This is a genomic window from Pseudomonas syringae group sp. 247E2 (assembly GCF_032587795.1).
Taxonomy (GTDB): domain Bacteria; phylum Pseudomonadota; class Gammaproteobacteria; order Pseudomonadales; family Pseudomonadaceae; genus Aquipseudomonas; species Aquipseudomonas amygdali.
Map to the genome: position 1 here is coordinate 674,290 of NZ_JAWHPK010000008.1, position 25,853 is coordinate 700,142.

Sequence of the window (25,853 nt, forward strand, 5' to 3'; positions counted from 1 at the left end):
CGAATGTAGATTCTAGATTTTATGCTTGTGCATGGTTATTAATTTAAAAGGATAGTTATCAATGTCTTACGAGACAATTCTAAGTGAGATTATAGGTAAGGTTGGCGTGATTACGCTGAACCGTCCCAAGGTACTTAATGCATTGAATGCTCAATTGATCGACGAGTTGAACCACGCACTCGACCAGTTCGAAGCAGACAGTGCCATCGGCTGCATCGTGCTGACCGGCTCGGAAAAAGCCTTTGCGGCCGGTGCCGATATCAAGGAAATGGTCGACCTGTCCTACCCACAAATCTACCTCGACGACTTGTTTCGCGAAAGTGATCGGGTGGCCGCGCGGCGCAAACCCATCGTGGCGGCAGTGGCCGGTTTTGCGTTGGGTGGCGGTTGTGAGCTGGCGTTGATGTGCGATTTTATTCTGGCGGCTGAAAACGCCAGGTTCGGGCAGCCGGAGATCAATCTCGGTGTGTTGCCGGGCATGGGCGGGACGCAGCGTCTGACCCGCGCTGTCGGCAAGGCCAAAGCCATGGAAATGTGCCTGACTGGTCGCCTGATCGATGCTCACGAAGCCGAACGTGCCGGGCTGGTTGCGCGGGTTTTGCCGCTTGAGCAGTTGCTGCCTGAAGCCCTCGCGGTAGCGGCGGTGATCGCCGGCAAGTCCCTGCCGGTGGCGATGATGGTCAAGGAGAGCGTCAACCGCGCGTTCGAGGTCAGTCTGGCCGAAGGCATCCGGTTCGAGCGCCGGGTGTTTCACGCAGCCTTCGCCAGTCACGATCAGAAGGAGGGCATGAACGCGTTTATCGACAAGCGCCAGCCGGATTTCAAGGACTGCTGATCTACGCGACCCAGAATCAGGATGTGCTGTGCATCAATGTGCAGCTCTGCCGTCTGCCCGCGAACAATCAACTCGCTTTCTGTTGTAATGCGCAAGTGCTCGCCGCTCGCAAGACGAATGCAATCGGCTGGTTCTTCAGCCAGGTCGCCGTGCCACAGACTGTCTTGCGACGCGTGTTCAGCTGGTGACAGGGCTGCGCAGATGACCGGGCGCTCGGGATTATTGTCCAGGTAACGGACCAGTACGCGTGAGCCAGGCAGCAACTGATGAATCTCGCGGCAGGCCACCAGCGCCATCGGCCAGCGCTGGTTGGTTCGGTCTGCCGGGTGTTGCGTTTGCCAGTCGAAACGAACCGGTCGATAACCGGGCTGTTCTGCGTACGTGGCGTTGTCTTGCAGCGTGGCTATATGATCGCCCGTGGCGGCCGGCCGAGGATGTCTGACTGAAGGGCGAAACGGCATCGCCCAGGGGATGGCCTTGAAACGGTTGCCATACCCATTGCCTGACAGCTGTGCGGCCGCAGGTGACGAGCGCTGCTCGTCGGCGAGTATGCGCAGGATTGCCAGGGCATCTTTGGCGGCGGCCCCTCTCAGCACCTGTAATTGCCGACCTGCGTGAAGCACTTCGGTCAGCAGCCATTGATCATTAAGCAATGGCTCCGGGTGATCAAGCACCTGAATGACTTCGCCACTGCGCAAGCCAGGGCGGTTGCTGTGCCCGCTGACCTCGCGCCGTTCGCAGCGCAGGCGTTCCAGCTCGCGCATACCGCGCTGGCGACTCAGCGCCTCTTCCCGGTTGATTGCGCCACGAACGTCTGGCGGTTGAAATGCATGATTGGCTGCGGGTGTTCTGGCGTTCTCGTCGTGCTTTGACGAGCGGGGCTGCGTCTGTTTCAGGTCTCGGACTAGTTGTCGCGAAGCGCTTGGAAGCCTCAGTACTTCTGCCATGTGCAAGAGCGTCCCGGTCGATGTGCCTGACTGTTCCTGACGCTTGAAGCGAAAGGGTACCGGCTGTGCCGGAAAGCTTGCAGAGTCATCCGAGAACACCAGTCGATGGCCGCTCTGACGATGTTCGAAACGGAAATGAATGCCTTCTTCCTCGCACAGGCGTTGCAGCAGGTGCAGATCGCTTTCGTCGTACTGGATATGCAGCGGTCTTGCCGGGTAAAGACCGTTCATGTGCTCGAACCGGTAAGCGTTTGCTCCAATGCCGTGTATTTCAAGCAACTGAGCGATCAGCTTAGGAGGCGCAATATCCTGATAGATGCGTCGGCGCCGATGGGCGGCAAGCTTGCCAAGGCTGGGCATCAGGATCAGGTGATAAAGGCTCACACGAACCCCGCTGTGGATTCGGGCCGCATGGCAGATCTGGCCATGCACGCCGCTGCGACGCTCACCGAACCTCAAAAACGCTTCTCGGTGCAGCAGGCTGCGCACATCCAGAAGAGGGTCGCCGACCAGCCAGATATCGAAGCGATACGCTTCATTGAGAGCATCACGGCCGGTGAAGCTGATGACATGCAGATCCGTCTGGCAGTCGGTAATCGCCAGTATGATTGGCATTTGCAGGTCCTTGCGCATCTGCGGGGCTCTCTACCTTCAAAATCAGGGTGCGCAGGTTACGGAATACCTTGGCCTAAAAGCATTGCTGCAAGGTTTTTCGGAAAAAGACTACAAGCAGTGATGGAAAGCGGATGATTGCCGTCGGCACGATTGGCAGCCATCTTGGCGAGTTCGTTCGAGCAATGTGCGCGGCGGGGGTTTCATCTGCCGTGATCGCGTATAAAATGCGCCGCGCCGGACAGGATATTTGCCGGTGACCCTTTTTCAGCGCCTTGCCAGCGCCGCGTTCTGTCAGTGGTGCAGACGCAGGCGGCGAGGTGCCTAGCGAATCAAGAGAGCAGACATGGGCGCACAGTGGAAGGTCAAGCATAAAGAAGCGGCAGCCAATGCCAAGGGACGCACGTTTGGCAAGCTGTCCAAGGAGATCATGATCGCCGCACGCGCTGGCGCAGACCCGGACATGAACTCGCGTCTGCGGCTGGTAGTGGAACAGGCCAAAAAGGCCTCGATGCCGCGCGAAACCCTGGAGCGTGCCATCAAGAAAGGCGCAGGCCTGTTGGGCGAGAGCGTCAACTTCGAGCGTCTGACCTACGAAGGCTTTGCGCCGCATCGCGTACCGGTGATCGTCGAGTGCCTGACCGACAACATCAATCGTACGGTCTCGGAAATTCGTGTGCTGTTCCGCAAGGGCCAGTTGGGTGCTGCGGGCTCGGTTTCGTGGGACTTTTTGTATCAGGGCATGATCGAGGCTGTCCCTGCAGCAGCGGATGCCGACCCGGAGCTGGCGGCAATCGAAGCCGGTGCCCAGGATTTCGAGTCGGCTGAGGAGGGCGCTACGCTGTTCCTGACCGAATCCACAGACATGGATGCGGTTTGCAAGGCGCTCCCTGAATTTGGTTTCACCGTGCAGTCGGCGCAATTGGGTTATCGCCCGAAAAGCACCGTGGATGGTCTGACCGAGGAGCAGATGGCCGAAGTCGAAGCGTTTCTCGAAGCCATCGACAATCACGACGACGTGCAGAACGTGTACGTGGGTCTTGCAGGCTGATCACTGTGTAATGGAGCGCTTTACGCGCTCCATGCTTTTATCTGTAGAAGAATCTCCGCCAGTGACGGTCGTCGCTGGCAATCAGTCTGTACGCAACTCGCCTGAAGCGCCCTTAGCCCCTCGACGACGTTCTGGTTCTGCTCATCTGCATCGCAGCGCTCCAGCAATTCTCCCAGCAAGATACCGAATGCCCGTGTTTCGATGCGCTCCAGCGCCTTTCCCTGTACCGCTGACGGGTGAAACGACGCCGCGCCGAAGTCGCTCAGCAGGCAGTTGCCATCTTCCTGCACAAGAATGTTGTGGCCATAAAGATCGCCATGCGTGATGCCGTTGGCATGCAGGTGCGCAGTGACCGACGCGATGCCTTCGGCGATACGTAACAGCACCGGCAGCGAAAAGCGTGTTTCGCGGGCATAGACATCGCGGGTGCAGGACTCCAGGGTCGGCGGCCCGGCAAGATTGCCGAAGTCGGGCGCTATCAGTTCCATGACCAGGCCACGCTGTTGATCGGGATGCCCGCTGATTTGCCCGAGCACCTCGATCAGGTTGGCGTGACTGCCAGCGGCGATGCAGGCGGCCATTTCATTGAGCGGTGAGCCATCGCTGGTGACACTGCCTTTGTACAGCTTGACCGCCGTCATTCGCTCACTGTTTGCGTGCTGCCAGAGCGCCTGCTGAATGATCCCGGAAGCGCCTTCGCCCAAGCGCTGACCGATGCTCAACTGATGCCACGGGATCTGACGGATCGGCTCGGCCTGGTGCTCGGCGCACAGTGGATTGTCGGCATAGGCAAGCCAGGCCAGGGCAGGCAGGCTCAGCAGCCAGTCCGGCAGCTCGGTCAGGCGATTGGCCGCAATGCGAATCAGCTCCAGTTTGTGGCAATCAGCGAGGGTCGCGGGCAGCGTACGCAAGCGGTTGCCAGCGAGCATCAGCTTTTGCAGATCCGGGCGACGGCCCAGTTCATCAGGCAGGTACTCGATACAGTTATCGGTCAGTATCAGCCAGCGCAGGCGCGGTGGCAGTGCTGCGGCGCTGACCTGTTCAATGCGGTTGGCCTTGAGGCCGACAATCTGCAGCTGCTGGCATTGGCCGATGCTTTCCGGCAGGTGCGTGAACGAGTTGTCTGACGCGAACAGCACGCGTAGCCGGGTAAGGCGGCACAGGTCGTCAGGCAGCGAAGTCAACGAGTTGCTGCTGAGGTTCAATACTTCCAGGGTGTCCGCCAGGTCGAATACCTCGACCGGGAATTCGCTCAGGCCGCAGGAAAGGTCAAGCCGTTTGATACCTGCCAGCTTGCCGGCGCGTAGATCTGCGAGGGTGTGCATGAATAGGCTCGGTCATTGATATCGGACAAGGCGCGCATCATAACGGGAGTTTCAGCGACTGACTGCAGCAAGTGTTGCCTCAGCTCAGGCAGCGCTCGACCCATTGACGCACGCGTTCGGGCGTGGGGGCCGATTCGGAATACAGAATCCGGTAGATCATCGGCGCAACGATGGCATCAATCAGGTCATCGGCGGTCGGCGAGGCTTCGCCGCGGGCAGTCGCACGATCAATCATCACCTGCAATTGCTCACGGACCATTGCCGCGCACCTGCCGACACAGCCAGAGGTGCTGGCGACCACATCGCGCATCAGGGCGCGACCTGGGGTCGAAGACATTTCGTCGAGATACATTTCGCTCCAGGTCAGCAGGTCCTGGTGCAGACTGCCTTGATCTATTGGCGCATCAGGGCGCAGATGCTCAATGGCGGCGTCTGCCAGCAAGGTGGTCAAGTCACCCCAGCGGCGATAAATGGTCGACGGCGTAACGCCCGCCCGGAGCGCGATCATTGGCACGCTGAGTGCCGAACGATCATGCTCCAGCAACAAATCGCGGACCGCGCGGTGAATGGATTCCTGCACTCGGGCGCTGCGGCCTCCGGTGCGTACTGCTTCTTTGATAGCCATACGGCGGACCTTAACACAAAGTATTTGCTTTAAGCGCTCCTGCGTCGCACACTCCGCAAAAGCTAATTTATGGCTTTAACAGGTTGCATTGGCGGAGAGCGTATTCATGTCCCTTCCTTCACAAGGTTCGACGCTATCAGACCTCAAGTCTGGTGGCCGGGCGCGAAGCCACCTCGGGTTTCTGGCCTTCACCACACTGTGCTTCTTTGCCGCGTCCAGCACACCCACGCCGCTTTATCATCTGTATCAGGAGGCATGGGGCTTCTCGTCCGGCGTGCTCACCCTAATTTTTGCAGTGTATGCATTCAGCCTGCTGGCCGCCTTGCTGATCGGTGGCTCGTTGTCTGATTACCTGGGGCGGCGTCCGGTGATTTTCGGTGCCTTGCTGCTGCAAATCGTTTCGATGTTGCTGTTCATTTTTGCCAGCGATGTTAGCTGGCTGATGGCCGCGCGTCTGTTGCAGGGGTTTGCTACAGGACTTGCTGCCAGTGCATTGGGGGCTGCCTTGCTGGACAGCGATTCAGTCAAAGGGCCGCTGATCAACAGCATCTCGCCCATGCTCGGCATGGCGGTGGGTGCACTGGGCACGGCACTGCTGGTGCAGTTCGCGCCGTTACCATTGGTGCTGGGTTACTGCTTCCTGTTGGCTGCCTTTGTGGCGCAAGCGATTTACCTTGGTCGAGTGGAAGAAACCGTCAGCCGCCAGCCAGGCGTCTGGCAATCCCTCAAGCCATCGCTGCACGTTCCGCAGCAGTCGCGGCGTATGTTATGGCTGGTACTGCCGGTGGATATAGCAGCCTGGGCACTGGGCGGTTTTTTTCTGTCGCTGAGCCCATCCTTGCTGGCAGCGGCGACTGGCTCGAACTCGCCACTCAACGGTGGCCTGGCGGTTGCGGCGCTGACGCTCAGTGGCGCGCTGGCGATTCTGAGCTTGCGTCAGCGCGAGCCGGTGCTGGGATTGTGGGTAGGCGCAAGCTTTTTGCCGCTCGGTGTGGCGGTCATTCTACTGGCGGTCAACCTGGGCATGTTGTGGCTGTTCTTCGTCGGTGCCGTGGTGGCGGGCATCGGTTTCGGATCAAGTTTTCTCGGTGCACTGCGCATGCTCATGCCAACCGCGCATGCCCATGAGCGTGGTGGGCTGATGTCAGCCTTTCTGGTACTCAGCTACCTGGCCTTCTGCATACCGGCACTGGTTGCCGGGTTCTTTGCCCACTCGGCAGGGCTGGTGATGACCAGCAATGTCTACGGAGCAGTGGTGATCACGCTGGCATTAATCGCATTGGCGAGTTTGATCGTGCGCCGTACAGCCAGCAAAAACAAAAATGCCCACGTTTAAGTGGGCATTTCGGCTTGCCGACAGGCGGGAGTCTTCAGCGCAGGTCGTTAACCATCTCGGCCAGCACGGTCAATACATCCCCGGCCAGTTGCGCGGAGCGTTTGCCTGACCAGCCTGTTACCGGGTCCGGCGCGTTATCGTGGTCCTTGAACGGCATCTCCAGCGTCAGCGCCAGGCATTTATAGCGTTCGCCCACGGCATTTGCCGCCAGGTTCATATTGGCCTGGCCGGGCGCGCTGCGCGGGTAGCCGTAGACCGTCTGGAAGCTGTCGCTAACCTCGCACAGACGGCTGCGAAAGCGCTCTTCAAGCTGGCGTTGATGCGCGGTGTACCCCGGGTTGCCCTCACACGCGGCGGTGAATACGTAAGGGATTTCCTCGTCACCGTGCACGTCGAGGAACATGTCCACGCCGTATTTTTCCATCTGCTGCTTGATGAAGAAGACTTCCGGGCTTTGTTCTTCAGTGCTGTCCTGCCACGCGCGGTTGAGATCCTTGCCGTTGGCATTGGTACGCAAGTGGCCATGAAAGGCGCCGTCCGGGTTGACGTTAGGCACCAGATACAGGTCCGCGTTGGCGAGTAATTGCTGCAGCACTGCGTCGTCTTTTTGCTGAAGGCGTTCGATCACGCCTTCCATGAACCATTCAGCCATGTGCTCGCCGGGATGCTGCTGGGCAATCATCCAGATCTTGCGCTTGCCTTCGGCACTGTCGCCTTTGCGCAGCAGCTGAATATCACGACCCTCGACACTTTTGCCGACAGCCAGCAAGTGTGCGCCGGCCTTTTCCTGTGCCTGTTCGATCAGCCGGTCATGGCGCTCACGGCTGTAGGGTTCGAAATACGCAAACCAGACCTGCGGTTGGTCAGGCGCAAGGCTGAAGTTCAGTGCCTTGCCGTCAAAACCGGACGGCACCCGAAACCAGCTCTGCTGGTCGTAGGACGCTACGGCGTTGTAGCCGGTCCAGGCATTGTTGAAGGTGGACTCGCTGGCATTGGTCAGGCTGAAACCATAGGTTTGGCCGACGTTCAGGCCGTCAGCCTTGAAATGAAACCACTGGAAATGCGCGCTTTGCGTGTCTGGCCGGATCGCCAGGCTTATATGCGCGGGGTCGCTTGCGTCGAGAACCTGAATATTGCCACTGTCGAAATCTGAACTGATCGTGAGGGTCAAGATAGGTGCCTGCTTACGTAGATGCCTTTTCAGGCCGCTACTGTACACCGATCAACCGGGCACCTTGCGACGTAAACTTCATCGCAGCGGTCATCCTGTGTCAGGAAATAGCCTCGGCTGTGACCATCAGGCTGCAGATGAATGCCGTCAGCAGGCACCACACCAGATAGGCACGTCGCTTGCGCCGATGCCAGCCGGACGCACCGAGCAACAAGGCGGGTGCCTGCAACTGGCGCCACATGCGCTCGCTGTTCTGGAACGCTGAAAGGTGTGCAGCATCGGCGTCCAGCCAGTGGCGAAATTCGATGCGTTCGCTGGCCGTTGCAGCAGGGCTCTGCAAGTGCACATACCAGCGGCTGGCCTGGTCCTGAATGGCACGGCTGTCATCGGCGCTCTGAAGATGTGCCTTGCCCAGTGCGCGAAGCATCGCGCGCTCTACCCGGGCGATATCGACATCCATGAAACGGGCGATGTCGGCATACGCCAGACCGTCGAGCCGACTGAGCAGAAATATCTGCCGGGTACGGCGCGAAAGCTTGCCAAGCCGGTGGCCGAGTTCGATGACCTGCGGCGCGGGTTGCGGCTCAGGCAGGCGGGCGGGGAGGTGCAGCAAAGAAGGGAGCTGATTACTCATGATGTATCGCTCGCTGATCTTCCATGGGATTGTTCCTTGCAATGACTGGCATCGTCCGTGACAAGGGTAGACTAGTGAATACGAGAATCATTCTCAAGTGAAAAGTTGCAGCATTTACTTTTTATATGCCTTATCCGGGCATTTTCGCTGCAAAAACATGACCCGTATCAGGGTTGCTTTGCTATGATCTGCGCCATTGCTACACACCTGCGCAGTACCCAGACTTCATTAGCCTGAAGCAGCGAAACCAAAAGAAAGAACCAAAAAAAGACCCGGCAAAAAGCCGGGTCAAAAACCGTGATTAGCCTGATGAGGAGATAATCAGGAAGCCGACCTAAGACTTCCAGGTTATCCAGCGGATCTCGCGACCCGCTGATGCAATAATAATCATTATCATTTGCAAGTCAAATGTTTTTATTGCCCTCATCGATACAGATAATCCGCCAGCACCTGCTCGGCGGATTTTTCTTTTTCTTTCCCACCCGACACCCTCTAGTCCAGCGGCAACTCCGTGGTGCGTTTCACCGTGCTCATGGCAATGTTCGAATGGGCCTCATGTACGTGCGGCAACTGCAGCAAATGATCGCGCAGGAAGCGCTCATAGCTGGCGATGTCCTGGGCAACCACCTTGAGCATGAAATCCATCCCCCCGGCCATGGTGTAGCACTCCAGCACCTCCGGGTGGCCGATGATTGCCTCTTCGAATTCGGCCAGATAGCGCCGACCATGGCCCGACAGCTTGACCTCGACAAACACGGTCATGCTCAGGCCGAGCTTCTGAGTGCTGAGCAGGGCGACAGTGCGTTCTATCACTCCGTCTTCCTGAAGCCGGTGGATGCGCCGCCAGCAGGGCGATTGCGATAACTCGACCCGTTCGGCGATTTCTGCCGCAGACAGGCTGGCGTCATGTTGCAGTAGACGAAGAATCTTGCGATCGATGGGGCTTAATTTAGGCTGCATGAATTGACCTTGTTTTTTGTTCTGGTCGAAAAAAGCATGCTCAATATCAGCAGATTTGCACGCATTTAGAAAGAAAAAGCCTCTTTGCTGCTGGCAGTCTAGTGGCAAGGCTGCCGGGTTGGACCGTCCCTGCGCAAAAGCCTGACACCTATAAGAACAAGACAAGAACAAGAGAGGTATCCGCATGTCTCTGGCTGATATTCGTCTGGATGATAAATACCGGCTTGCCACCGGTAATCTGTACCTGACCGGCACACAGGCCCTGACTCGCCTGCCGATGCTGCAAAAACAACGTGATGAAGCGCAGGGCCTGAATACCGCCGGTTTTATTTCCGGCTACCGAGGCTCGCCGTTGGGCAATCTGGACAAAAGCCTTTGGGACGCCAAGGACTACCTGCAACAAAACGCCATCCATTTTCAGCCGGGCATCAATGAAGAACTGGCGGCTACGGCCGTCTGGGGCAGTCAGCAGGTCAACCTGTTCCCCCACGGCAAATACGATGGCGTGTTTGCCCTCTGGTACGGCAAAGGCCCGGGCGTGGACCGTTGCGGGGATGTCTTCAAGCACGGCAACTCGGCAGGCGTTGCAGCCAATGGCGGTGTACTGATTCTTGCGGGCGATGACCACGGCTGCAAATCATCGACCATTGCTCATCAGAGCGAACATGCGTTTATCGCTTCGATGATCCCGGTACTCAACCCCAGCAATGTTCAGGAAATTCTCGACTACGGCATCATCGGCTGGGAATTGTCGCGTTACAGCGGTTGCTGGGTGGCGATGAAAACCATTGCCGAGAACGTGGATTCTTCAGCCGTGGTCGAGGTTGACCCACTGCGGGTCAAAACGCGCATTCCGGAAGATTTCGCACTGCCGGAAGGCGGTTTGCACATCCGCTGGCCGGATCCGCCGCTGGCCCAGGAAGCGCGGCTCAACACCTACAAGATCTACGCGGCCAGGGCCTTCGCGCGTGCCAATCAGCTCAACAAGGTGGTTATCGATTCTGCGCAGCCCAGGCTGGGCATCATTACTACCGGCAAGTCCTATCTGGATGTGCGTCAGGCGCTTGAAGAGCTGGGTATCGATCAGGAGCTGTGCGACAGGGTCGGGATTCGCGTGCTCAAGGTCGGCATGAGCTGGCCGCTGGAACCGGTGTCGGTGCACGACTTTGCCGAAGGGCTGGACGAAATTCTGGTGGTCGAGGAAAAACGCAGTGTCATCGAAGATCAACTGACCGGGCAGCTTTACAATTGGCCCGTGGACCGCCGCCCGGTGGTGGTCGGTGAGTTCGATGAACAGGGCCGCTCACTGCTGCCGAACCTCAGCGAGTTGACGCCGGCAATGATCGCCAGGGTCATCGCCAAGCGTCTTGCGCCGTTCTACAGCAGCCCGCAGATCGAGGCACGTCTACAGTTTCTCAGCGACAAGGAGCAGGCGCTTCAGGCTCCGCTGTTCAACACTCAGCGCACTCCGCATTTCTGTTCCGGCTGCCCGCACAACACCTCGACGCGTGTGCCGGAAGGCAGTCGCGCCCTGGCCGGGATCGGTTGCCATTACATGACCATCTGGATGGATCGGGAAACCGATACCTTCACCCAGATGGGCGGCGAGGGCGTGACCTGGATCGGTCAGGCACCGTTCACCGAAACACCTCACGTCTTCCAGAATCTGGGCGACGGCACGTACTTTCACTCCGGGCATCTGGCGCTGCGTGCAGCCGTGGCCTCCAAGGTCAATATCACCTACAAGATTCTCTACAACGATGCCGTTGCCATGACCGGTGGCCAGCCAATCGACGGCGTGCTGCGCGTCGATCAACTGAGCCGCCAGGTGTTCAACGAGGGCGTGCAGCGTATTGCGCTGGTCTCCGACGAGCCGGACAAGTACCCGAGTCGACAGGATTTCGCGCCGATTACTACCTTTCATCATCGGCGTGATCTGGACAGCGTGCAGCGCGAGCTGCGTGAGTTCAAAGGCGTATCGGTGATCATCTACGATCAGACCTGCGCGACTGAAAAGCGCCGCCGTCGCAAACGCGGCACCATGCCGGATCTGGAAAAGCGTGCGTTGATCAATCCGGCTGTATGTGAAGGCTGCGGCGACTGTGGGGTTAAATCCGGTTGCCTGTCTGTGCTGCCCAAGGAAACGGCTCAGGGCCGCAAGCGCGAAATCGATCAGAGCGCCTGTAACAAGGATTTCAGCTGCGTCGAAGGTTTCTGCCCAAGCTTCGTCACCGTGCATGGCGGCAAGCTGCGCAAGCCAGCATTGCCCAGGCAAGTCGAGGGGTTCGCTCGCTTGCCCGAACCTGTACTGCCGTCGCTGGAGCGACCGTTCAATATTCTGTTGCCGGGGGTTGGCGGAACAGGCGTAACCACCGTCGGTGCGATGCTGGGCTATGCCGCGAATCTGGAAGGCAAGGGTTGCAGCGTGCTCGATCAGGCCGGGTTGGCACAGAAATTCGGCCCGGTGGTCAGCCACATCCGTATCGCAGCGCGTCAGCAGGATTTGTTCGCGGTGCGTATCGCGGCTGGGGAGGCGCATCTGTTGCTGGGGTGTGACCTGCTGGTAGCGGCCGGGCCGGATGCGATTGCCAAGCTCGACAGCAAGATTTCCCACGCGGTGGTCAACAGCCAGCAAACGCCGACTGCCGAGTTTACGCGCAACCCGGATGCCGTGTTTCCGGCCGAGGCCATGAAGCAGACCATCATCGAGGCGGTCGGCGCTGCGAAGACCCACTTCGTCGAAGCCACATCGCTGGCCACGCGGCTGATGGGCGACAGCATCGCCAGCAACCTGTTCATGCTCGGTTACGCGTTTCAGCTGGGCCTGATTCCGCTGACCTCGGCGGCCATCGAAAAGGCGATCGAACTCAACGGGGTGGCGGTCAATCTCAATCAGCAGGCGTTTCTCTGGGGCCGTCGTACCGCCCATGATCCTGCGGCGGTCGAAGCCTTCGTCAATCCGCAGCAGAAGGTCAGCGAGCCGCAGCAGCCAATGGACCTTGATCAGCGTATTCAGAGCAATGTCGAAACCTTGAAGGCGTATCAGAACGGCGCCTATGCCAAGCGCTATGTGGAGTTGCTGCAACGTGTGCGCGATACCGAATCACGCGTGTTTCCCGGTCAGCAGCCGATGCTCTCTGAAGCGGTTGCGTTCAACTATTTCAAATTGCTGGCCTATAAGGATGAATACGAAGTGGCACGGCTGTACAGCAACGGCGAGTTTACCCGCCAGCTGGAAGCGCAGTTTGAAGGCGATTATCGGCTGGAATTCCACTTGGCCCCGTCATGGTTGGCAAAACGCGATCCGCACAACGGCCTGCCGCGCAAACGCAGTTTCGGCCCCTGGATGCTGCGCGCCTTCAATGTATTGGCGAAATTCAAATTCCTCCGTGGCACAGCGCTCGATCCGTTCGGCCACAGCCTTGAGCGCAAACAGGAGAGGGAGCTGATTGATGGTTACGTGCGTGACATCGAACTGATTCTTCAGCACCTGCAAGCACAGAATCGCCATACCGCCTTGAACCTGGCACGTCTGCCGGAGCGAATTCGTGGTTATGGCTATATCAAGGAGAGCGCCATGAAAGCGGCGGCATTGCAGGCCGATATTCTGCGCAAGAGCCTGGAAAGTGGCGAAGTGGTTGCACCGAAGTTGTACGAGGCGGCTGCCTGACGGAGAGATGCTTCGCATCGACTTGTCGCAGCGACCGGGGATGATCCGCTGTGTTCAGCGCCGGGAGTACCGCCTTCGCCAATATCAGCTCGGTCTGAACAGGTGTGCATGCCCGGCGCGGTACAGCGAGGACTCGCTGAACGTGTCGTCGGCAAGCACACGTCCGACCAGAATCAATGCAGTGCGGCGAAAGCCTTTGGCCTGCACTTTGTCGTGAATGTCCGCCAGTGTGCCAACTGCCCAGTCCTGATCCGGCCAACTGGCGCGGTGCACCACGGCAACCGGGCAATCGGCTCCGTAATGTGGAACGAGCTCGTCGACAATCCGCTGCAGGTTGTTCACCCCCAAATGAATCGCCATGGTTGCCCGGTGGCTGGCCAGACTGGCCAGTTCCTCGCCGCTGGGCATTGAGGTCTTGTCGGCATAGCGGGTCAGAATCACGCTTTGCGAAACATCCGGCAGGGTCAGCTCGACGCCCAGCAGCGCAGCGCAGGCAGCGGTCGCGGTGACGCCTGGAATGATTTCGAATGGAATATTCAGTTCCCGCAGATGGCGGATCTGCTCGCCGATGGCGCCATACAGGCTCGGGTCGCCGGAATGCACGCGAGCAACGTCCTGGCCCTTCGCATGCGCGGCCTTTATCAGTTCAATGATCTGCTCCAGATGCAGCTCGGCGCTGTTGGTCACCTGCACGGCCTGATGCCCCTCCAGCAAGGCGAGCGGCACCAGAGAGCCTGCATAGATAATGACTGGGCATGTGCGAATCAGGCGTTGCCCCTTGACGGTGATCAGCTCGGGATCGCCAGGGCCGGCACCGATGAAATAGACAGTCAATGAATTCTCCGGAGTGGATGAGCGCGGGGAGATTATCCGCTGTGTGCAGGGCTGATTGCCAAGGCAAATGTGGCGTTGGCGCTTTTCTGCCGTTCGATCAGCAGGGTGGCGGTGCCGTCTCCCAGTTGCGCGGCCAGCGCCAGTGCCGAACCTTCGGCGACACCGTGACAGCCCGTGGTCTGGAAGACCTGCGCAGAACGATGGGTGAGGTGCAGCTCCCACGCCACCAGTTGCGCTGCGTTGAAGAACACCAGCGGCACTGCCAGTTGCGCGGCCAGTTCAAGCAGGCCCGGTTCCTGGTCTTTTAGATCGATACATGCCAGCGCAGTGACGCTGGCGATCTCCAGGCCAATCACGCGAAGGCTGTTCTCGATCAGCTCGCGCAAAGTCGCTGCGGAGCAACCGCGCCGACAACCCAGCCCGGCCACCAGTGATGCGCCGGGCTGAAGGGTCGGTGAATCAGGCCTGGTGCAGGTCTGCATCGTTTCTGCGGAACAGCCAGGCACTGATCAGCCCCATCGCGATCCAGAACAGCGCGTTGGTTAGCAGCGAGGCAAGCATGAATTGCGATTCCAGAGCCTCCGGTGCCAGGCTCTGATGGACCAGTGGTTGTGGTGCGCCGATCACATGAGGAACGACCAGAATCGCCACGCCCAGCGCTTTGAGCAGCCAGTTCTGACCAAATACCAGCAAGGCCAGCCCGGCGGCAGTCGATGCGGCCGTACCTATCCACCAGGCCTGACGCTGACTCAGTTCGGCGGCAGCTGTGCCGGGCAATTCAGGTGGCAGGCCAGGCGTGGGTGCCAGCACAAAAACCGCGAAACCGGCCAGCCCCCACCATACGCCTTGCACCGTGCGGCCTGGCGCACGCAGGGTGTAAAGCCCGGCAAGCATCAGGGCGAAGCCTACTGCGACCACCAGGTTGCCGCCCGTGGTGGACAGCACGCGCTGCCAGCCGTTTTCAGGTTCCCAGGCAGCTTCTTCATGCGCATGACTGTGCTCGGCAGCCGCGCCGTCGGCATGCTCATGGACCTGTTCGGCAGATGCGTTTTCGTAAGTTTCGGCCTGCTGGATCAGTGGCACCACCCAGAAGCTTTGCAGCACGGTCAGCAGCAGGGCCGCAAGCAAGCCCGTGAACCCGGCAGTTTGTGCGATTCGCTTGAACATTGTGGAGTCCTTAATGGCAAGGAAAGGCAGCGCTGTGACGGGTATCGTGTGCGGCGTTGTGTACGGCCGCGATGTGCGAGAAACCGGCGAAGTACACCAGACATGCACCCAGCAGCGCAGCGCTGATGGCGGCTGTCAGGCGTTGAGTGCGTGTGGAGCTGGTAGTGGCGGCGTGGCTGCTGCTGATGGTCGACATGGCGATCCCTCTTGGTAATTGGCAAGCGGGCCACGCGCAAAGGAACCTGCCGGCAGACGCCGAAGGTTTCAACTGCGCCCGCCCACCGCGGGTTTGTCATTCAACGATGTCGGGCCGGTCTCCGGGCTCGCGAGGGGCTCAAACGTCGCGCGTTCAAGGCCTGCAAGGTCACCTTCCCATGCCGTGGCACAGTGGATAAGACCTTCTCTCGCTTACCGTTGCGGGGGCAGCACCGGACTTGCTCGACAGCGTGAGCGCACCGGTTTCCCGTTTCACCCCGTGAGGGGCACCCGAAACAAGGCGTACAGGAGAGCATGGGCGGCGGGGAATCGTCAATCTGAACGATTGACCTGTCTGCGGTCACTGCGTAGCCTTGCTGGTTCGAGGTTCTCCATGCGTAAAGCGTTACACATGGAGCTAAGACGGGAATGCGGTACACGCCGCAGCTGCCCCCGCAACTGTAAACGGTGAGGTTCATTGCACAGCCACTGCTACGGCGGGAAGGCGCGATGAATGCGTGTTGGCACGGTCTTGATTGCCTGCCACATGCCGCCGTGAGCCAGGAGACCTGCCTCGAACCGGGCTGACCAAAAAGCCTGCGAATTCTCACTACAACCGGGCGGGGTGATCCGGTGGCGATCCGATCCGTGTGCCAGGCACGCGGTTCTCGTCCTGTTTGCCCGCCGCATTGCCAAAGGGCACCTGATGAAAACACTGGCCAAGCTTCCCGTCACCATCGTCACCGGCTTCCTCGGCTCGGGCAAAACCACCCTGTTGCGGCACATGCTCGACAACGCCGAAGGGCGGCGCATCGCGGTCATCGTCAATGAATTCGGTGAACTGGGCATCGACGGAGAAATCCTTAAGCAGTGCACCATCGGTTGCACCGAAGAAGAGGCCAACGGCCGGGTATATGAGCTGGCCAACGGCTGCCTGTGCTGCACGGTGCAGGAAGAGTTCTTCCCGGTCATGCGCGAGCTGGTCGCTCGCCGTGGCGATCTGGACCACATCCTGATCGAAACCTCGGGGCTGGCATTGCCCAAGCCGCTGGTTCAGGCTTTTCAGTGGCCGGAAATTCGCAATGCCTGCACGGTCGATGCGGTGATCACTGTCGTCGACAGCCCTGCGGTACTGGCCGGTACGTTTGCTGCGTTCCCCGATCAGGTCGATGCGCAGCGCAAACTCGACCCGAATCTGGACCATGAATCGCCTCTGCACGAGCTGTTCGCTGATCAACTGGCCAGCGCCGATCTGGTCATCCTCAACAAGGCCGACATGATCGACGCCGAAGGTCTGGCAGCGGTGCGTGCCGAAGTTGCCGAAGAACTGCCGCCAGCCGTCAAGGTGATTGAAGCCAGCAGCGGTCGTCTGCCGATCAGCGTACTGCTGGGCGTTGGCGCCGAGTCCGAGCTGCACATCGATGGTCGCAAGACCCACCATGATCATCACGACGATGACGATCATGATGACCACGATCACGATGCTTTCGATTCGATTTCCCTGAAATTGCCTCAGGCCGATGAAAAGTTGTTGCTCGACGCACTGAATCAACTGGTCGTGCAGCACGGCATTCTGCGCGTGAAGGGCTTCGCGGCCATTCCCGGCAAGCCGATGCGCCTGCTGATCCAGGGTGTGGGTACGCGTTTCGACAAGCACTTCGACCGCGCCTGGCGCGCCGACGAAGAGCGTGCCACGCATCTGGTGCTGATTGGTCAGGAGCTGGATGCCGTGGTCCTGCAAGCGCAGCTCAACGCTGCAGTTGTCGGCTGACCCCATGCATTTACTGAGAACCCAGCCCGGCGGTTTCGTACCCGACGACAGCATTGCCGATCTGGGCCAGACCCCGGCCGAGCTGGTGATTCTCTGTAGCGGAGACTCAAGCCTGGCGCTGCTGGCCGAAGCTGCCCGGCAGCTCCCTGACGACTACCCGAGCCTGCGTCTGGCCAACCCGATGCAGGTACAGAATCACGCCTCTGTCGACTTGTATGTCGATGAGGTGCTGCGCCACGCAAAGGTCATTCTGATTTCCCTGCACGGTGGCATCGGTTACTGGCGTTACGGCGTCGAGCGGCTGATGGAGCTCGCGGCACGCGGGGTTCAGGTCATTCTGGTGCCAGGTGATGATCGTCCCGATCCTGAGCTGAGTGACCTGAGCACGGTGCCTGCCGCAGAACGCGACCGGCTCTGGCAGTTTCTGCGTCAGGGCGGCTTGCAGAATGCGCTGGAAATGTATCGTTGCATGGCCAGCCGCTGGCTGGACCGGGACTATTCCTGGACCGAGCCCCAACCGTTGCCACGCACAGCCATTTACCACCCTCGACTGGCGAGTGCGCAGCTCACCGATTGGCAAGCCGACTGGGTTGCAGGGCAGCCCGTCGCGGCGCTGCTGTTTTATCGCTCGCACTTGCAGGCCGCCAATACCGGTTTTATCGACGAGTTCTGCGCTCGCTTGCAGGCACACGGCATTAACCCGTTGCCCATTGCCGTTGCCAGCCTCAAGGAACCCGGCTGTTTCACTCAGGTGGAGAACTGGCTGGACGAGGCTGAAACCGAGCTGATCCTCAACACCACAGGCTTTGCCCAGTCGAGCCCGGAAGCGCCGCATCTGCGCCCGTTTCGGCGCAACGTGCCGGTCATTCAGGCGATCTGCGCGCAGGACAACGAGCCTGCCTGGCAGGCCAGTGAACAGGGCCTTGGTGCGCGCGATCTGGCGATGCACATTGCCTTGCCGGAGCTGGACGGGCGGATCATCAGTCGACCGATCAGTTTCAAGGACCTGGCCTGGCGCAGCGAGCGCAGCCAGTCGGACGTGGTGTGTTACCGCGCCCAGCCGGACCGGATGGATTTCGTCGCGCAACTGGCGCGGCGCTGGATCGAGCTTGCGCGCCTGCCCAATGGCGAAAAGCGCGTGGCGCTGATCCTCGCCAACTACCCGACTCGCGACGGACGCATCGGCAATGGTGTGGGGCTCGACACGCCTGCTGCGGCGCTGAATATCCTGCGCGCCATGCAGGCAGAGGGCTATCCGCTGACACAGTTGCCGGACAGCGGCACCGAGCTTATCCAGCAATTGCTGGGTGGCGTGACCAATGATCTGGACAGCATTGACCTGCGGCCCTGCCAGCAAAGCATGGCACTGGAGGAATACTTGGCGGCGTTCAACGAGCTGCCGCAGGAAAACCGTGATGCCGTGAATGCCCGCTGGGGCGCGCCGGACAGCGATCCGATGTTTCGCAGTGGCAGAATGATGATTGCCGGGCTGCGCTTTGGCCTGACCTTCGTTGGCATTCAGCCTGCGCGTGGCTACCAGGTCGACCCCAGCGCGGTGTACCACGACCCGGATCTGGTTCCGCCCCACGGTTATCTGGCGTTTTACTTCTGGCTGCGCAAGGCGTATGGCGCTCATGCCGTGGTGCATGTCGGCAAACACGGCAACCTTGAGTGGCTGCCGGGCAAGGGCGTCGGCCTGTCCCGAACCTGCTGGCCGGACGCCGTACTGGGCGCGATGCCGAACATCTATCCATTCATCGTCAATGATCCGGGCGAGGGCGCACAGGCCAAACGGCGCACCCAGGCGGTGATCATCGATCACTTGATGCCGCCCCTGACCCGTGCGGAAACCTATGGCCCGCTGCGCAATCTGGAACTGCTCGCCGACGAGTTCTATGAGGCGCAACTGCTTGATCCGCGCCGCGCGCGCGAGTTGCAACGGGACATTCTTGAACTGGTCCGTGAAACCCATATCGACCGTGAGCTGGCCCTGGGCGAAAACCTCGACAGTGACGCCGATGCGGCGCTGTGGCTGCCGCGTCTGGACACTTACCTGTGTGACCTGAAAGAGTCGCAGATTCGCGATGGCCTGCACATCTTCGGTCAGTCGCCACAAGGCCGCCTGCGCACCGACACCTTGCTGGCCCTGCTGCGCATCCCGCGCGGCGACGGGCGCGGCGCGCAGTCGAGTCTGTTACGGGCGCTCAGCAAAGCGTTCGGTCTGGATTTTGACCCGCTGGATTGCGAACTGGCCGAGCCCTGGACCGGCGCGCGTCCCGCTGCGTTGCTGGCGGTCAGCTGTGACCCGTGGCGCACTGCCGGTGATGCGCGTGAACGGCTTGAGCTTTACGCCGCTGCCCTCATCGAACGCGTGACCCAAGGCGAAGCGCTGCATGACCTGCCGGTCGACGATGATCTGGCACTGATTCTCGACAGCCTGCGTGAAGTGGTCGCGCCGCGTCTGGACGCCTGCGGCCCCGGCGAAATGCAGGGCATGCTGGATGCACTGAGCGGCCGCTTCGTTCCTGCAGGCCCCAGCGGCGCGCCGAGTCGGGGGCGTCTGGATGTTCTGCCCACGGGGCGCAACTTCTTTACCGTAGATGTCCGCAATCTGCCGACCACCACGGCGTGGCGTATCGGTTTCCAGTCCGCCAGCCTGTTGCTGGAAAGGCATCTTCAGGACCATGGCGACCACCTGCGTCAGTTGGGGCTGTCGGTCTGGGGCACGGCGACCATGCGCACCGGTGGTGACGATATCGCTCAGGCGATGGCGTTGATGGGCGTACGCCCGGTCTGGGCGACGGGCAGCCAGCGGGTCGATGATTTCGAGATTCTGCCGGTCAGCCTGCTGGACCGTCCGCGAGTGGACGTGACATTGCGGGTGTCCGGCTTTTTCCGTGATGCCTTCGCCAACCTTATCAAGCTGTTCGACGCTGCGGTGCAGGCAGTTGCCGCGCTGGACGAGCCGGACGACCTGAACCCGCTGGCGGCCAGGGTGCGAGAAGAACGACAAGGTTTTATCGCAGAAGGGTTGAGCGAAGACGAAGCGGCACGTCAGGCGGGCTGGCGGATCTTCGGCGCCAAGCCCGGTGCCTATGGCGCTGGCGTGCAGGGCGCGATCGACGGCCGTCTGTGGCAGAGCCGTGAGGACCTTGCCGAGGTTTACCTGAACTGGGGCGGCTACGCCTATGGCGCGGCCGATGAAGGTACGCCTGCGCGGCAGCGCTTTGCCCAGCGTCTGTCTCAGGTGCAGGCCGTGCTGCAGAATCAGGACAATCGCGAACACGACCTGCTCGATTCAAACGATTATTACCAGTTCCAAGGCGGCATGCTCGCGGCTTCGGAAACCCTCAGCGGGCAGAAGACCGCCAGTTACCATGGCGATCACAGCCAGCCGGACCTGCCGAAAATCCGCACCCTGAAGGAAGAGCTGAACCGGGTGATACGCTCGCGCGCAGCGAATCCGAAATGGATCGACGGGGCCAGACGTCATGGCTACAAAGGCGCGTTCGAGATGGCCGCCACGGTGGATTTCCTGTTCGCCTTCGATGCGACGACCGAGCTGATCGATGATCACCAGTACGCGCTGCTGGCCGACGCCTATCTGCTTGACCCGGCCACGCGTGATTTCCTCGCCGAGCACAATCCCGATGCCTTGCGCGACATGACCGAGCGCATGCTCGAAGCCCAGCAGCGCGGCCTCTGGCAGGAGCCGGGCGAGTATCAGCAGGCGCTGGAAGACCTGCTCCTGGACATAGAAGAGAACTGATGACCTTGCCTGACCCGAACATCACCGAAACTCCACATTTTCCGCTGGCCGCTGTGGTCGGTGCCGATGACCTGAAGCTGGCGTTGTGCCTGACCGCCATTGACCCGCGCATCGGCGGCGTATTGATCGAAGGGCCTCGGGGCATGGCCAAGTCGACGCTGGCGCGGGGGTTGGCCGATGTGCTGGCCAGTGGTCAGTTCGTCACCTTGCCGCTGGGTGCTACTGAGGAGCGTCTGGTCGGCACGCTGGATCTGGACGCCGCGCTGGCCGAGGGTCGTGCACAATTTTCCCCGGGTGTACTCGCCAAGGCCGACGGCGGTGTGCTGTATGTCGATGAGGTCAATCTGCTCGCCGACCATCTGGTCGACCTGTTGCTGGACGTTGCTGCCAGCGGCGTCAATATGGTCGAGCGGGATGGTATTTCCCATCGCCATGCAGCGCGCTTCGTACTGATCGGCACCATGAACCCGGAAGAAGGCGAATTGCGCCCGCAGTTGTTGGATCGCTTTGGCTTGAACGTCGCATTGAGTGGCCAGACCCAGCCTGCCGAGCGCAGTCAGATCATCCGTCGCCGTCTGGATTTCGACAGCGATCCGGTAATGTTTTGCCAGCAATGGCAAGCGCAGCAGGACGCCTTGAGGCTTCGTTGTGAGCAGGCGCGTCAGCTGCTGGCAGGTATCGAGCTGGATGACCACTCGTTGGCAATGATCACCGAGCGATGCTTTGCTGCAGGTGTCGACGGTATGCGCGCCGATCTGGTCTGGCTGCGCGCCGCGCGCGCCCATGCTGCATGGCGTGGTGCCGGTCGAATTGAAGAACAGGACATCGAAGCGGTCGCCGAGTTTGCCTTGCGTCATCGACGGCGCGAGCCAGCCCCGCCACCACAAAACCCGGAAGCGCCGCCGCCCGGATCGTCCAGCAGGCAGGCCGACCCTGAAAGCGGGCAGGGCAACTGGGGCGAGCTGCCCGCCCAGGCCGTCACTACCGGCGCACGCCGCGAAGTGCCGAGCTGGCCAAAAAAGCCTTAGGCATCCGCCCTCGTATCGCGCAGGGGGCGGATGCCGTTCCCCGTCCTGGTCGACTGGCCACTGGCAGACAAGGGGCCATGCGTGCCGGTGCTGATGGCCCGGTGCAATGGTTGCCCACACTGTTGCGCGGTCGGCCGAAAAGCCGCAAGGACCTGATTCGCCAGCCGCGCAGCAGCCGTCCCAGTGAGTTATTGCTGGTGATTGTCGATGCTTCAGCTTCTACACGGCGCCATCAGGCGTTGAGCCAGGCCAAGGGGCTGTTGTCGCAATTGTTCGACGATGCGTATCGACGCCGCGCGCGTCTTGCCTTGCTGACCGCCAGCGGTGACACGCCACGCTGGCAACATCAGGGCCTGAAAGCGTCCTCGGCATTGAGTCCATGGCTGGATGCACTGGGTGCGGGCGGCGGCACGCCACTGTCTGCAGCGCTTCAGCAGGCCGGTGAATGGCTGGCAAAGCGGCAAAAACGCTATCCGGCCGAGCAGCAGCGGGTTCTGGTGCTGACCGATGGCAGGATCAAGCAGTTACCCGTTCTGCCTGCATTCAATTGCGCGAGTGTGTTGATCGATATCGAGAAAGGCCCGATCCGCTTGGGCAGGGCGCGGGAACTGGCGTCCAGCCTGGGGGCTGATTATCAGCACATTGATGAGCTGAAACCGGTTTGAGCTATCAGGTCTGGCAGTTCTGGAACTGCGTGCCAATGCGCTGAAGCATTGGCACGACAGTCAGTTGCAGTGCACGGGCAACGCTCAAACCTGCGTCAGGCTGGCATGGTCCAAGGCTCAAGGTCGTAGCCTTCGTTGCTGATTTCTGCACGCGCCTGTTCCAGAGCGCTGGCCAGTTGCCGCTTGTCTGAATAGGTGCTGCTCGGGATCTGCTTGCGACCGATACGGTTGCTGGTGCGGTCGATCACCGTCAGGCTCAGTTCGCCGTTACCATCCTGTGGTGCCCAGGCAACACACTGGAAGGGTTCAAAAGCGTGTCCAGCGATCAAAAGTGCATCGTTGAAGCGCAGTGGGGCGTTCATGGTTTTTTCCTCAAGTGCCCATATCAATTCAGTCACGGCGGCGGGCTGACCGTCCGGCTGGTTACTTGTGTTGATGAACGACAAGGGGGCATGAGTCACACCCTTCAACGAAAAATATGCGAATTTTTTTCAAGGGTCGCCCGCGTGACCTTGCAAATAAACATCCTTCAGCAGCGACGGCGTTAGTGACAGAGGGTTATGAGCGTTAGACCCAAACGGTACAACGCTGCGTCAAAAAGTTGCTAGGGTGATAGTTGGGCTCGCCAACATGCTGTTTATGAAAAGCTTTTAAAAATCCAACTCCACGTCGGGCGCCAAGGAAACTTCATGCATGGATCGGCCCCAACGCGACGTCTGCTAATCATCGACGGCGGTGACGACTGTCATCCTCTGATTCCTGCTTTGAGTGATGCCGGATGGACGGTGCAGGAAAGCACCTCAGGTTCTACCTTCAGTCCCGATCATGACGTGGGCCTGATTCGACTGACGTCCGGTCATTTCGAACAATTGCCCAGGCTTCAAGAGCTTGTCGCCCATAGCAACATGCGCTGGGTTGCAGTGCTGTCAGCCAACGATCTGCAACGCGAAAAAATAGGCGATTTCGTTTGCCAGTGGTTTTTCGATTTTCACGCCCTTCCTTTCGATGCAACGCGGTTGCATGGCACGCTGGACAAAGCGTTCGCGGCTGGCCGCCCCGAAGCGCAAGGCGGGCTGGCGCTTTCCGAGGCCGAGCCCGAGCTGCTGGGCGACAGTCGGCCCATTCGTGAGCTGCGCAAGTTGTTGAGCCGGCTGGCACCTATCGATTCACCGGTATTGATTCGGGGCGAGCGAGGTACGGGCAAAGAGCTGATAGCACGCAGCCTGCATGTGCAGTCTCAGCGACGCGGTAAACCGTTTGTTGTCGTGGATTGCGGTGCATTCACCGGGCATTCGATCCAGTCCGAGCTGTTCGGTCATGAGGATGATGCGTTTGATGGTGCTCAAGCGCACAGGATCGGGCTGCTTGAAGCTGCTGACGGCGGCACGCTGCTGCTTGACGAGGTCGGTGATCTGCCGCTGGAAACCCAGACGTCGCTGTTGCGCTTTCTGGAAGACCGGCAAATCGAGCGTCTGGGCGGCGGTGAGTCGATTGCAGTGGATGTGCGGGTGCTGGCCGCGACCCGTGAGGATCTTGAAACGGCTGTGCGGAAAAAGCGCTTTCGTGAAGACCTGTATTACCAGCTCAATGTGCTGCAGGTCGGGGTGGCGCCGTTGCGTGAGCGTCATGGCGATCTGGCGTTGCTGGCCAATCATTTCGCCCATTTTTACAGTCAGGACAGCGGCAGGCGAGCACGCAGTTTCAGCCAGGATGCGCTGGTGGCGCTGGGCAAGCACGACTGGCCGGGTAATGTGCGGGAGCTGGCCGGTCGGGTACGGCGCGGGCTGCTGCTGGCCGAAGGCCGACAGATAGAAGCGGCAAACCTGGGCTTGCTGGGCGAAGAGGACAGTGCTGGCAGCATGGGCACGCTGGAGGAATATAAATCGCGTGCCGAACGTCAGGCATTGTGCGACGTATTGACCCGCCACAGTGACAATCTGAGTGTGGCGGCCAGAGTTCTGGGCATATCGCGACCGACCTTCTATCGGCTGTTACACAAGCATCAGATTCGCTGAACTCCCAGCAACTGGGAGACAGCCGTCATCGCCTGCTCGCGGCGCTGCGGCCAGTCACCGCCCAGCACCTTATAGGCCTGCCGATGGTGGTCCAGCCATTCCCGGCTGCTGTCGAAGAAGGCCTGGCGTTCGCGCAACTGCGGCTGGCAGCGTTGCCCGTCGCTGATCCAGTCCACGCCCTCGGGCGACAGCAGCAGGTGCAGGTCGTAGGAGCGGTTCAGCAGTTGCTGTTCGATCCACGCCGGGCAGTCGCCGAACAGGGTGCGGCTCCAGAGCACATTGCTCAGCAAGTGTGTGTCGAGTATCAGCAAGTGCGGCTCGCTGGCGCGGGCAGTATCCTCCCAGTCCAGCTGGCCCCGAGCAATGGCCGGAATATCGGCGTAGTGGGTATCGCGCCCCTGTTGATCAATGAAATGACGTACATATTCGCCGACCAGCAAGCCGCCGAACCGATTCTGTATTTCGGCCGACAGCCAGCTCTTGCCGCTGGACTCAGGCCCGGTCAGGACCAGGACTTTCATCGCGCCAGCGCCAGATCGTTACGCCACTCGCGCCAGCCCTGCACGGCCAGCAGGGTGAACAGCGCATAGAGTGCAGCGGTCAGGTACAGCTCTTTGTAGATGAACAGGCCGACAAAAATCACATCCAGCACAATCCATAGCGGCCAGCACTGAACGCGTTTGTGTGCCATCCACACTTGTGCCACCAGGCTGAAGCCCGTGAGTGCTGCGTCAAGCCAGGGCTGTGCGGCGTCGGTGAAATGCGCCATGCCAGCGCCCAGCGCGAGGCTGATGACTGCGCCGACAGCCAGCCCTTTAAGCACTGAATGGCTCGGCAGCACAGTGACAGCCTTGACCGGCAGGCCGTCGCCATGGCGAGTCCACTGCAGCCAGCCATAGATCTGCAAGCCTGCATAGATGACCTGCAGCAGCATGTCCGAATACAGCTTCACGTCGAAGAATATCCAGATGTAGATCACCACCATCACCAGCCCGATTGGCCAGCACCAGGGATTCTGCTTCACTGTCAGCCAGACCGCGATAACGCCAATGGCGGCAGCGAAGAGTTCAAGCCCGGACATGGCGGCTCCTTGGTTAGGGTTGTGAGGGTCGGGGGCGGCGATTGTATGCGCTTCTGCGCGCGGCGTGGAGCTTGTGTTGCGTCAGGCTGCACGTCGGCAGGCTTTGTGCGCGGAGGTCTGCTAGCATTCCGCGCCTTGCATTTGCGCGACTTTCTTCAAGCT

At 60.2% G+C, this 25,853-nt stretch carries 23 protein-coding genes and 2 riboswitches; of the genes, 10 read left to right on the forward strand and 13 right to left on the reverse strand.

Annotated elements, in window-relative coordinates; all coding sequences use genetic code 11:
- Positions 1-61 precede the first annotated feature (61 nt).
- Positions 62-835, forward strand: coding sequence for an enoyl-CoA hydratase (locus tag RYC18_RS10165; RefSeq protein WP_005745187.1), 774 nt, complete (start codon positions 62-64; stop codon positions 833-835).
- On the opposite strand, the gene RYC18_RS10170 is transcribed toward RYC18_RS10165, so the two are convergent.
- On the reverse strand, positions 775-2,415 hold the full coding sequence (locus RYC18_RS10170; RefSeq protein ID WP_057404291.1) for a type VI secretion system Vgr family protein: 1,641 nt from the start codon (positions 2,413-2,415) through the stop codon (positions 775-777). The genes RYC18_RS10165 and RYC18_RS10170 overlap by 61 nt on opposite strands.
- Before the next feature lie 113 nt (positions 2,416-2,528).
- Here RYC18_RS10170 and RYC18_RS10175 point away from each other — a divergent pair, with 113 nt between their 5' ends.
- Positions 2,529-2,654, forward strand: coding sequence for a hypothetical protein (locus tag RYC18_RS10175; RefSeq protein ID WP_263635535.1), 126 nt, complete (start codon positions 2,529-2,531; stop codon positions 2,652-2,654).
- An 86-nt stretch (positions 2,655-2,740) separates the two neighbouring features.
- Complete coding sequence (locus RYC18_RS10180) at positions 2,741-3,445, forward strand: YebC/PmpR family DNA-binding transcriptional regulator (protein ID WP_002553245.1); 705 nt, start codon at positions 2,741-2,743, stop codon at positions 3,443-3,445.
- Between the two features lie 20 nt (positions 3,446-3,465).
- On the opposite strand, the gene RYC18_RS10185 is transcribed toward RYC18_RS10180, so the two are convergent.
- Both RYC18_RS10185 and RYC18_RS10190 read right to left on the reverse strand, forming a co-directional pair.
- On the reverse strand, positions 3,466-4,770 hold the full coding sequence (locus tag RYC18_RS10185; protein WP_057404290.1) for a leucine-rich repeat-containing protein kinase family protein: 1,305 nt from the start codon (positions 4,768-4,770) through the stop codon (positions 3,466-3,468).
- A 79-nt stretch (positions 4,771-4,849) separates the two neighbouring features.
- The gene (locus RYC18_RS10190) at positions 4,850-5,395 is read right to left on the reverse strand and encodes a TetR/AcrR family transcriptional regulator (protein ID WP_002553247.1); all 546 of its coding nucleotides are present in this window, start codon (positions 5,393-5,395) and stop codon (positions 4,850-4,852) included.
- A 106-nt stretch (positions 5,396-5,501) separates the two neighbouring features.
- Here RYC18_RS10190 and RYC18_RS10195 point away from each other — a divergent pair, with 106 nt between their 5' ends.
- Positions 5,502-6,731, forward strand: coding sequence for an MFS transporter (locus tag RYC18_RS10195; protein ID WP_316885632.1), 1,230 nt, complete (start codon positions 5,502-5,504; stop codon positions 6,729-6,731).
- 34 nt (positions 6,732-6,765) lie between these two features.
- On the opposite strand, the gene RYC18_RS10200 is transcribed toward RYC18_RS10195, so the two are convergent.
- The 3 genes from RYC18_RS10200 to RYC18_RS10210 form a co-directional block, all read right to left on the reverse strand.
- Entirely contained in the window at positions 6,766-7,902 is a 1,137-nt protein-coding gene (locus RYC18_RS10200) for a M14-type cytosolic carboxypeptidase (RefSeq protein WP_005745182.1), read from the reverse strand.
- Positions 7,903-8,002: 100 nt separating this feature from the next.
- Positions 8,003-8,536: a DUF4880 domain-containing protein gene (locus tag RYC18_RS10205; protein WP_005745181.1), complete on the reverse strand. Its 534-nt coding sequence runs from the start codon at positions 8,534-8,536 to the stop codon at positions 8,003-8,005.
- A 492-nt stretch (positions 8,537-9,028) separates the two neighbouring features.
- The gene (locus RYC18_RS10210; RefSeq protein ID WP_002553253.1) at positions 9,029-9,496 is read right to left on the reverse strand and encodes an Lrp/AsnC family transcriptional regulator; all 468 of its coding nucleotides are present in this window, start codon (positions 9,494-9,496) and stop codon (positions 9,029-9,031) included.
- 184 nt (positions 9,497-9,680) lie between these two features.
- Between RYC18_RS10210 and RYC18_RS10215 the strand changes: the two genes are divergently transcribed.
- On the forward strand, positions 9,681-13,166 hold the full coding sequence (locus tag RYC18_RS10215) for an indolepyruvate ferredoxin oxidoreductase family protein (RefSeq protein WP_316885652.1): 3,486 nt from the start codon (positions 9,681-9,683) through the stop codon (positions 13,164-13,166).
- Positions 13,167-13,250: 84 nt separating this feature from the next.
- Here RYC18_RS10215 and cobM read toward each other — a convergent pair whose 3' ends face one another.
- The 4 genes from cobM to RYC18_RS10235 are packed head-to-tail and all read right to left on the reverse strand — an operon-like array spanning position 13,251 to position 15,363.
- Positions 13,251-14,000 (reverse strand): precorrin-4 C(11)-methyltransferase, encoded by a 750-nt coding sequence (cobM, locus tag RYC18_RS10220; RefSeq protein ID WP_005780276.1) that lies wholly within the window; start codon positions 13,998-14,000, stop codon positions 13,251-13,253.
- A gap of 32 nt (positions 14,001-14,032) precedes the next feature.
- A complete protein-coding gene (locus RYC18_RS10225; protein ID WP_005780279.1) occupies positions 14,033-14,482 on the reverse strand; it encodes a cobalamin biosynthesis protein in 450 nt (149 codons plus the stop codon).
- Entirely contained in the window at positions 14,460-15,167 is a 708-nt protein-coding gene (locus RYC18_RS10230) for a CbtA family protein (protein WP_316885655.1), read from the reverse strand. Before RYC18_RS10230 ends, RYC18_RS10225 begins: the two co-directional genes overlap by 23 nt.
- A 10-nt stretch (positions 15,168-15,177) precedes the next feature.
- A complete protein-coding gene (locus RYC18_RS10235) occupies positions 15,178-15,363 on the reverse strand; it encodes a CbtB domain-containing protein (protein WP_002553258.1) in 186 nt (61 codons plus the stop codon).
- 94 nt (positions 15,364-15,457) lie between these two features.
- A riboswitch (cobalamin riboswitch) is annotated at positions 15,458-15,672 on the reverse strand.
- Positions 15,673-15,730: 58 nt separating this feature from the next.
- Positions 15,731-15,954, forward strand: a riboswitch (cobalamin riboswitch).
- Positions 15,955-16,068: 114 nt separating this feature from the next.
- On the opposite strand from RYC18_RS10235, the gene cobW reads away from it, so the two are divergent.
- The 4 genes from cobW (at position 16,069) to RYC18_RS10255 (ending at position 22,595) form a co-directional block, all read left to right on the forward strand.
- Positions 16,069-17,133 carry a cobalamin biosynthesis protein CobW gene (cobW, locus tag RYC18_RS10240; protein ID WP_004664916.1) on the forward strand — a complete coding sequence of 355 codons (1,065 nt, stop codon included), beginning with the start codon at positions 16,069-16,071 and terminating at the stop codon, positions 17,131-17,133.
- 4 nt (positions 17,134-17,137) lie between these two features.
- Complete coding sequence (gene cobN / locus RYC18_RS10245) at positions 17,138-20,902, forward strand: cobaltochelatase subunit CobN (protein ID WP_316885658.1); 3,765 nt, start codon at positions 17,138-17,140, stop codon at positions 20,900-20,902.
- Positions 20,902-21,930 carry an ATP-binding protein gene (locus RYC18_RS10250; protein ID WP_117139376.1) on the forward strand — a complete coding sequence of 343 codons (1,029 nt, stop codon included), beginning with the start codon at positions 20,902-20,904 and terminating at the stop codon, positions 21,928-21,930. Before cobN ends, RYC18_RS10250 begins: the two co-directional genes overlap by 1 nt.
- A gap of 77 nt (positions 21,931-22,007) precedes the next feature.
- Positions 22,008-22,595 (forward strand): vWA domain-containing protein, encoded by a 588-nt coding sequence (locus RYC18_RS10255; protein WP_005745170.1) that lies wholly within the window; start codon positions 22,008-22,010, stop codon positions 22,593-22,595.
- Between the two features lie 95 nt (positions 22,596-22,690).
- On the opposite strand, the gene RYC18_RS10260 is transcribed toward RYC18_RS10255, so the two are convergent.
- Entirely contained in the window at positions 22,691-22,957 is a 267-nt protein-coding gene (locus tag RYC18_RS10260) for a hypothetical protein (protein WP_003315350.1), read from the reverse strand.
- A gap of 327 nt (positions 22,958-23,284) precedes the next feature.
- Between RYC18_RS10260 and RYC18_RS10265 the strand changes: the two genes are divergently transcribed.
- Positions 23,285-24,610 (forward strand): sigma-54 dependent transcriptional regulator, encoded by a 1,326-nt coding sequence (locus RYC18_RS10265; RefSeq protein ID WP_117139375.1) that lies wholly within the window; start codon positions 23,285-23,287, stop codon positions 24,608-24,610.
- On the opposite strand, the gene RYC18_RS10270 is transcribed toward RYC18_RS10265, so the two are convergent.
- Positions 24,598-25,131, reverse strand: coding sequence for an AAA family ATPase (locus tag RYC18_RS10270; RefSeq protein WP_117139374.1), 534 nt, complete (start codon positions 25,129-25,131; stop codon positions 24,598-24,600). The two genes, RYC18_RS10265 and RYC18_RS10270, sit on opposite strands and share 13 nt — an antisense overlap.
- Complete coding sequence (pnuC, locus tag RYC18_RS10275; protein ID WP_005731787.1) at positions 25,128-25,691, reverse strand: nicotinamide riboside transporter PnuC; 564 nt, start codon at positions 25,689-25,691, stop codon at positions 25,128-25,130. Before pnuC ends, RYC18_RS10270 begins: the two co-directional genes overlap by 4 nt.
- Positions 25,692-25,853: the final 162 nt, after the last annotated feature.

Coding starts and splice junctions, on each gene's coding strand:
- RYC18_RS10165 (WP_005745187.1), top strand. CDS start 62: ATGTCTTACGAGACAATTCTAAGTGAGATTATAGGTAAGGTTGGCGTG.
- RYC18_RS10170 (WP_057404291.1), bottom strand. CDS start 2,415: ATGCGCAAGGACCTGCAAATGCCAATCATACTGGCGATTACCGACTGC.
- RYC18_RS10175 (WP_263635535.1), top strand. CDS start 2,529: ATGATTGCCGTCGGCACGATTGGCAGCCATCTTGGCGAGTTCGTTCGA.
- RYC18_RS10180 (WP_002553245.1), top strand. CDS start 2,741: ATGGGCGCACAGTGGAAGGTCAAGCATAAAGAAGCGGCAGCCAATGCC.
- RYC18_RS10185 (WP_057404290.1), bottom strand. CDS start 4,770: ATGCACACCCTCGCAGATCTACGCGCCGGCAAGCTGGCAGGTATCAAA.
- RYC18_RS10190 (WP_002553247.1), bottom strand. CDS start 5,395: ATGGCTATCAAAGAAGCAGTACGCACCGGAGGCCGCAGCGCCCGAGTG.
- RYC18_RS10195 (WP_316885632.1), top strand. CDS start 5,502: ATGTCCCTTCCTTCACAAGGTTCGACGCTATCAGACCTCAAGTCTGGT.
- RYC18_RS10205 (WP_005745181.1), bottom strand. CDS start 8,536: ATGAGTAATCAGCTCCCTTCTTTGCTGCACCTCCCCGCCCGCCTGCCT.
- RYC18_RS10210 (WP_002553253.1), bottom strand. CDS start 9,496: ATGCAGCCTAAATTAAGCCCCATCGATCGCAAGATTCTTCGTCTACTG.
- RYC18_RS10215 (WP_316885652.1), top strand. CDS start 9,681: ATGTCTCTGGCTGATATTCGTCTGGATGATAAATACCGGCTTGCCACC.
- RYC18_RS10225 (WP_005780279.1), bottom strand. CDS start 14,482: ATGCAGACCTGCACCAGGCCTGATTCACCGACCCTTCAGCCCGGCGCA.
- RYC18_RS10230 (WP_316885655.1), bottom strand. CDS start 15,167: ATGTTCAAGCGAATCGCACAAACTGCCGGGTTCACGGGCTTGCTTGCG.
- RYC18_RS10235 (WP_002553258.1), bottom strand. CDS start 15,363: ATGTCGACCATCAGCAGCAGCCACGCCGCCACTACCAGCTCCACACGC.
- cobW (WP_004664916.1), top strand. CDS start 16,069: ATGAAAACACTGGCCAAGCTTCCCGTCACCATCGTCACCGGCTTCCTC.
- cobN (WP_316885658.1), top strand. CDS start 17,138: ATGCATTTACTGAGAACCCAGCCCGGCGGTTTCGTACCCGACGACAGC.
- RYC18_RS10250 (WP_117139376.1), top strand. CDS start 20,902: ATGACCTTGCCTGACCCGAACATCACCGAAACTCCACATTTTCCGCTG.
- RYC18_RS10255 (WP_005745170.1), top strand. CDS start 22,008: ATGCGTGCCGGTGCTGATGGCCCGGTGCAATGGTTGCCCACACTGTTG.
- RYC18_RS10260 (WP_003315350.1), bottom strand. CDS start 22,957: ATGAACGCCCCACTGCGCTTCAACGATGCACTTTTGATCGCTGGACAC.
- RYC18_RS10265 (WP_117139375.1), top strand. CDS start 23,285: ATGCATGGATCGGCCCCAACGCGACGTCTGCTAATCATCGACGGCGGT.
- RYC18_RS10270 (WP_117139374.1), bottom strand. CDS start 25,131: ATGAAAGTCCTGGTCCTGACCGGGCCTGAGTCCAGCGGCAAGAGCTGG.
- pnuC (WP_005731787.1), bottom strand. CDS start 25,691: ATGTCCGGGCTTGAACTCTTCGCTGCCGCCATTGGCGTTATCGCGGTC.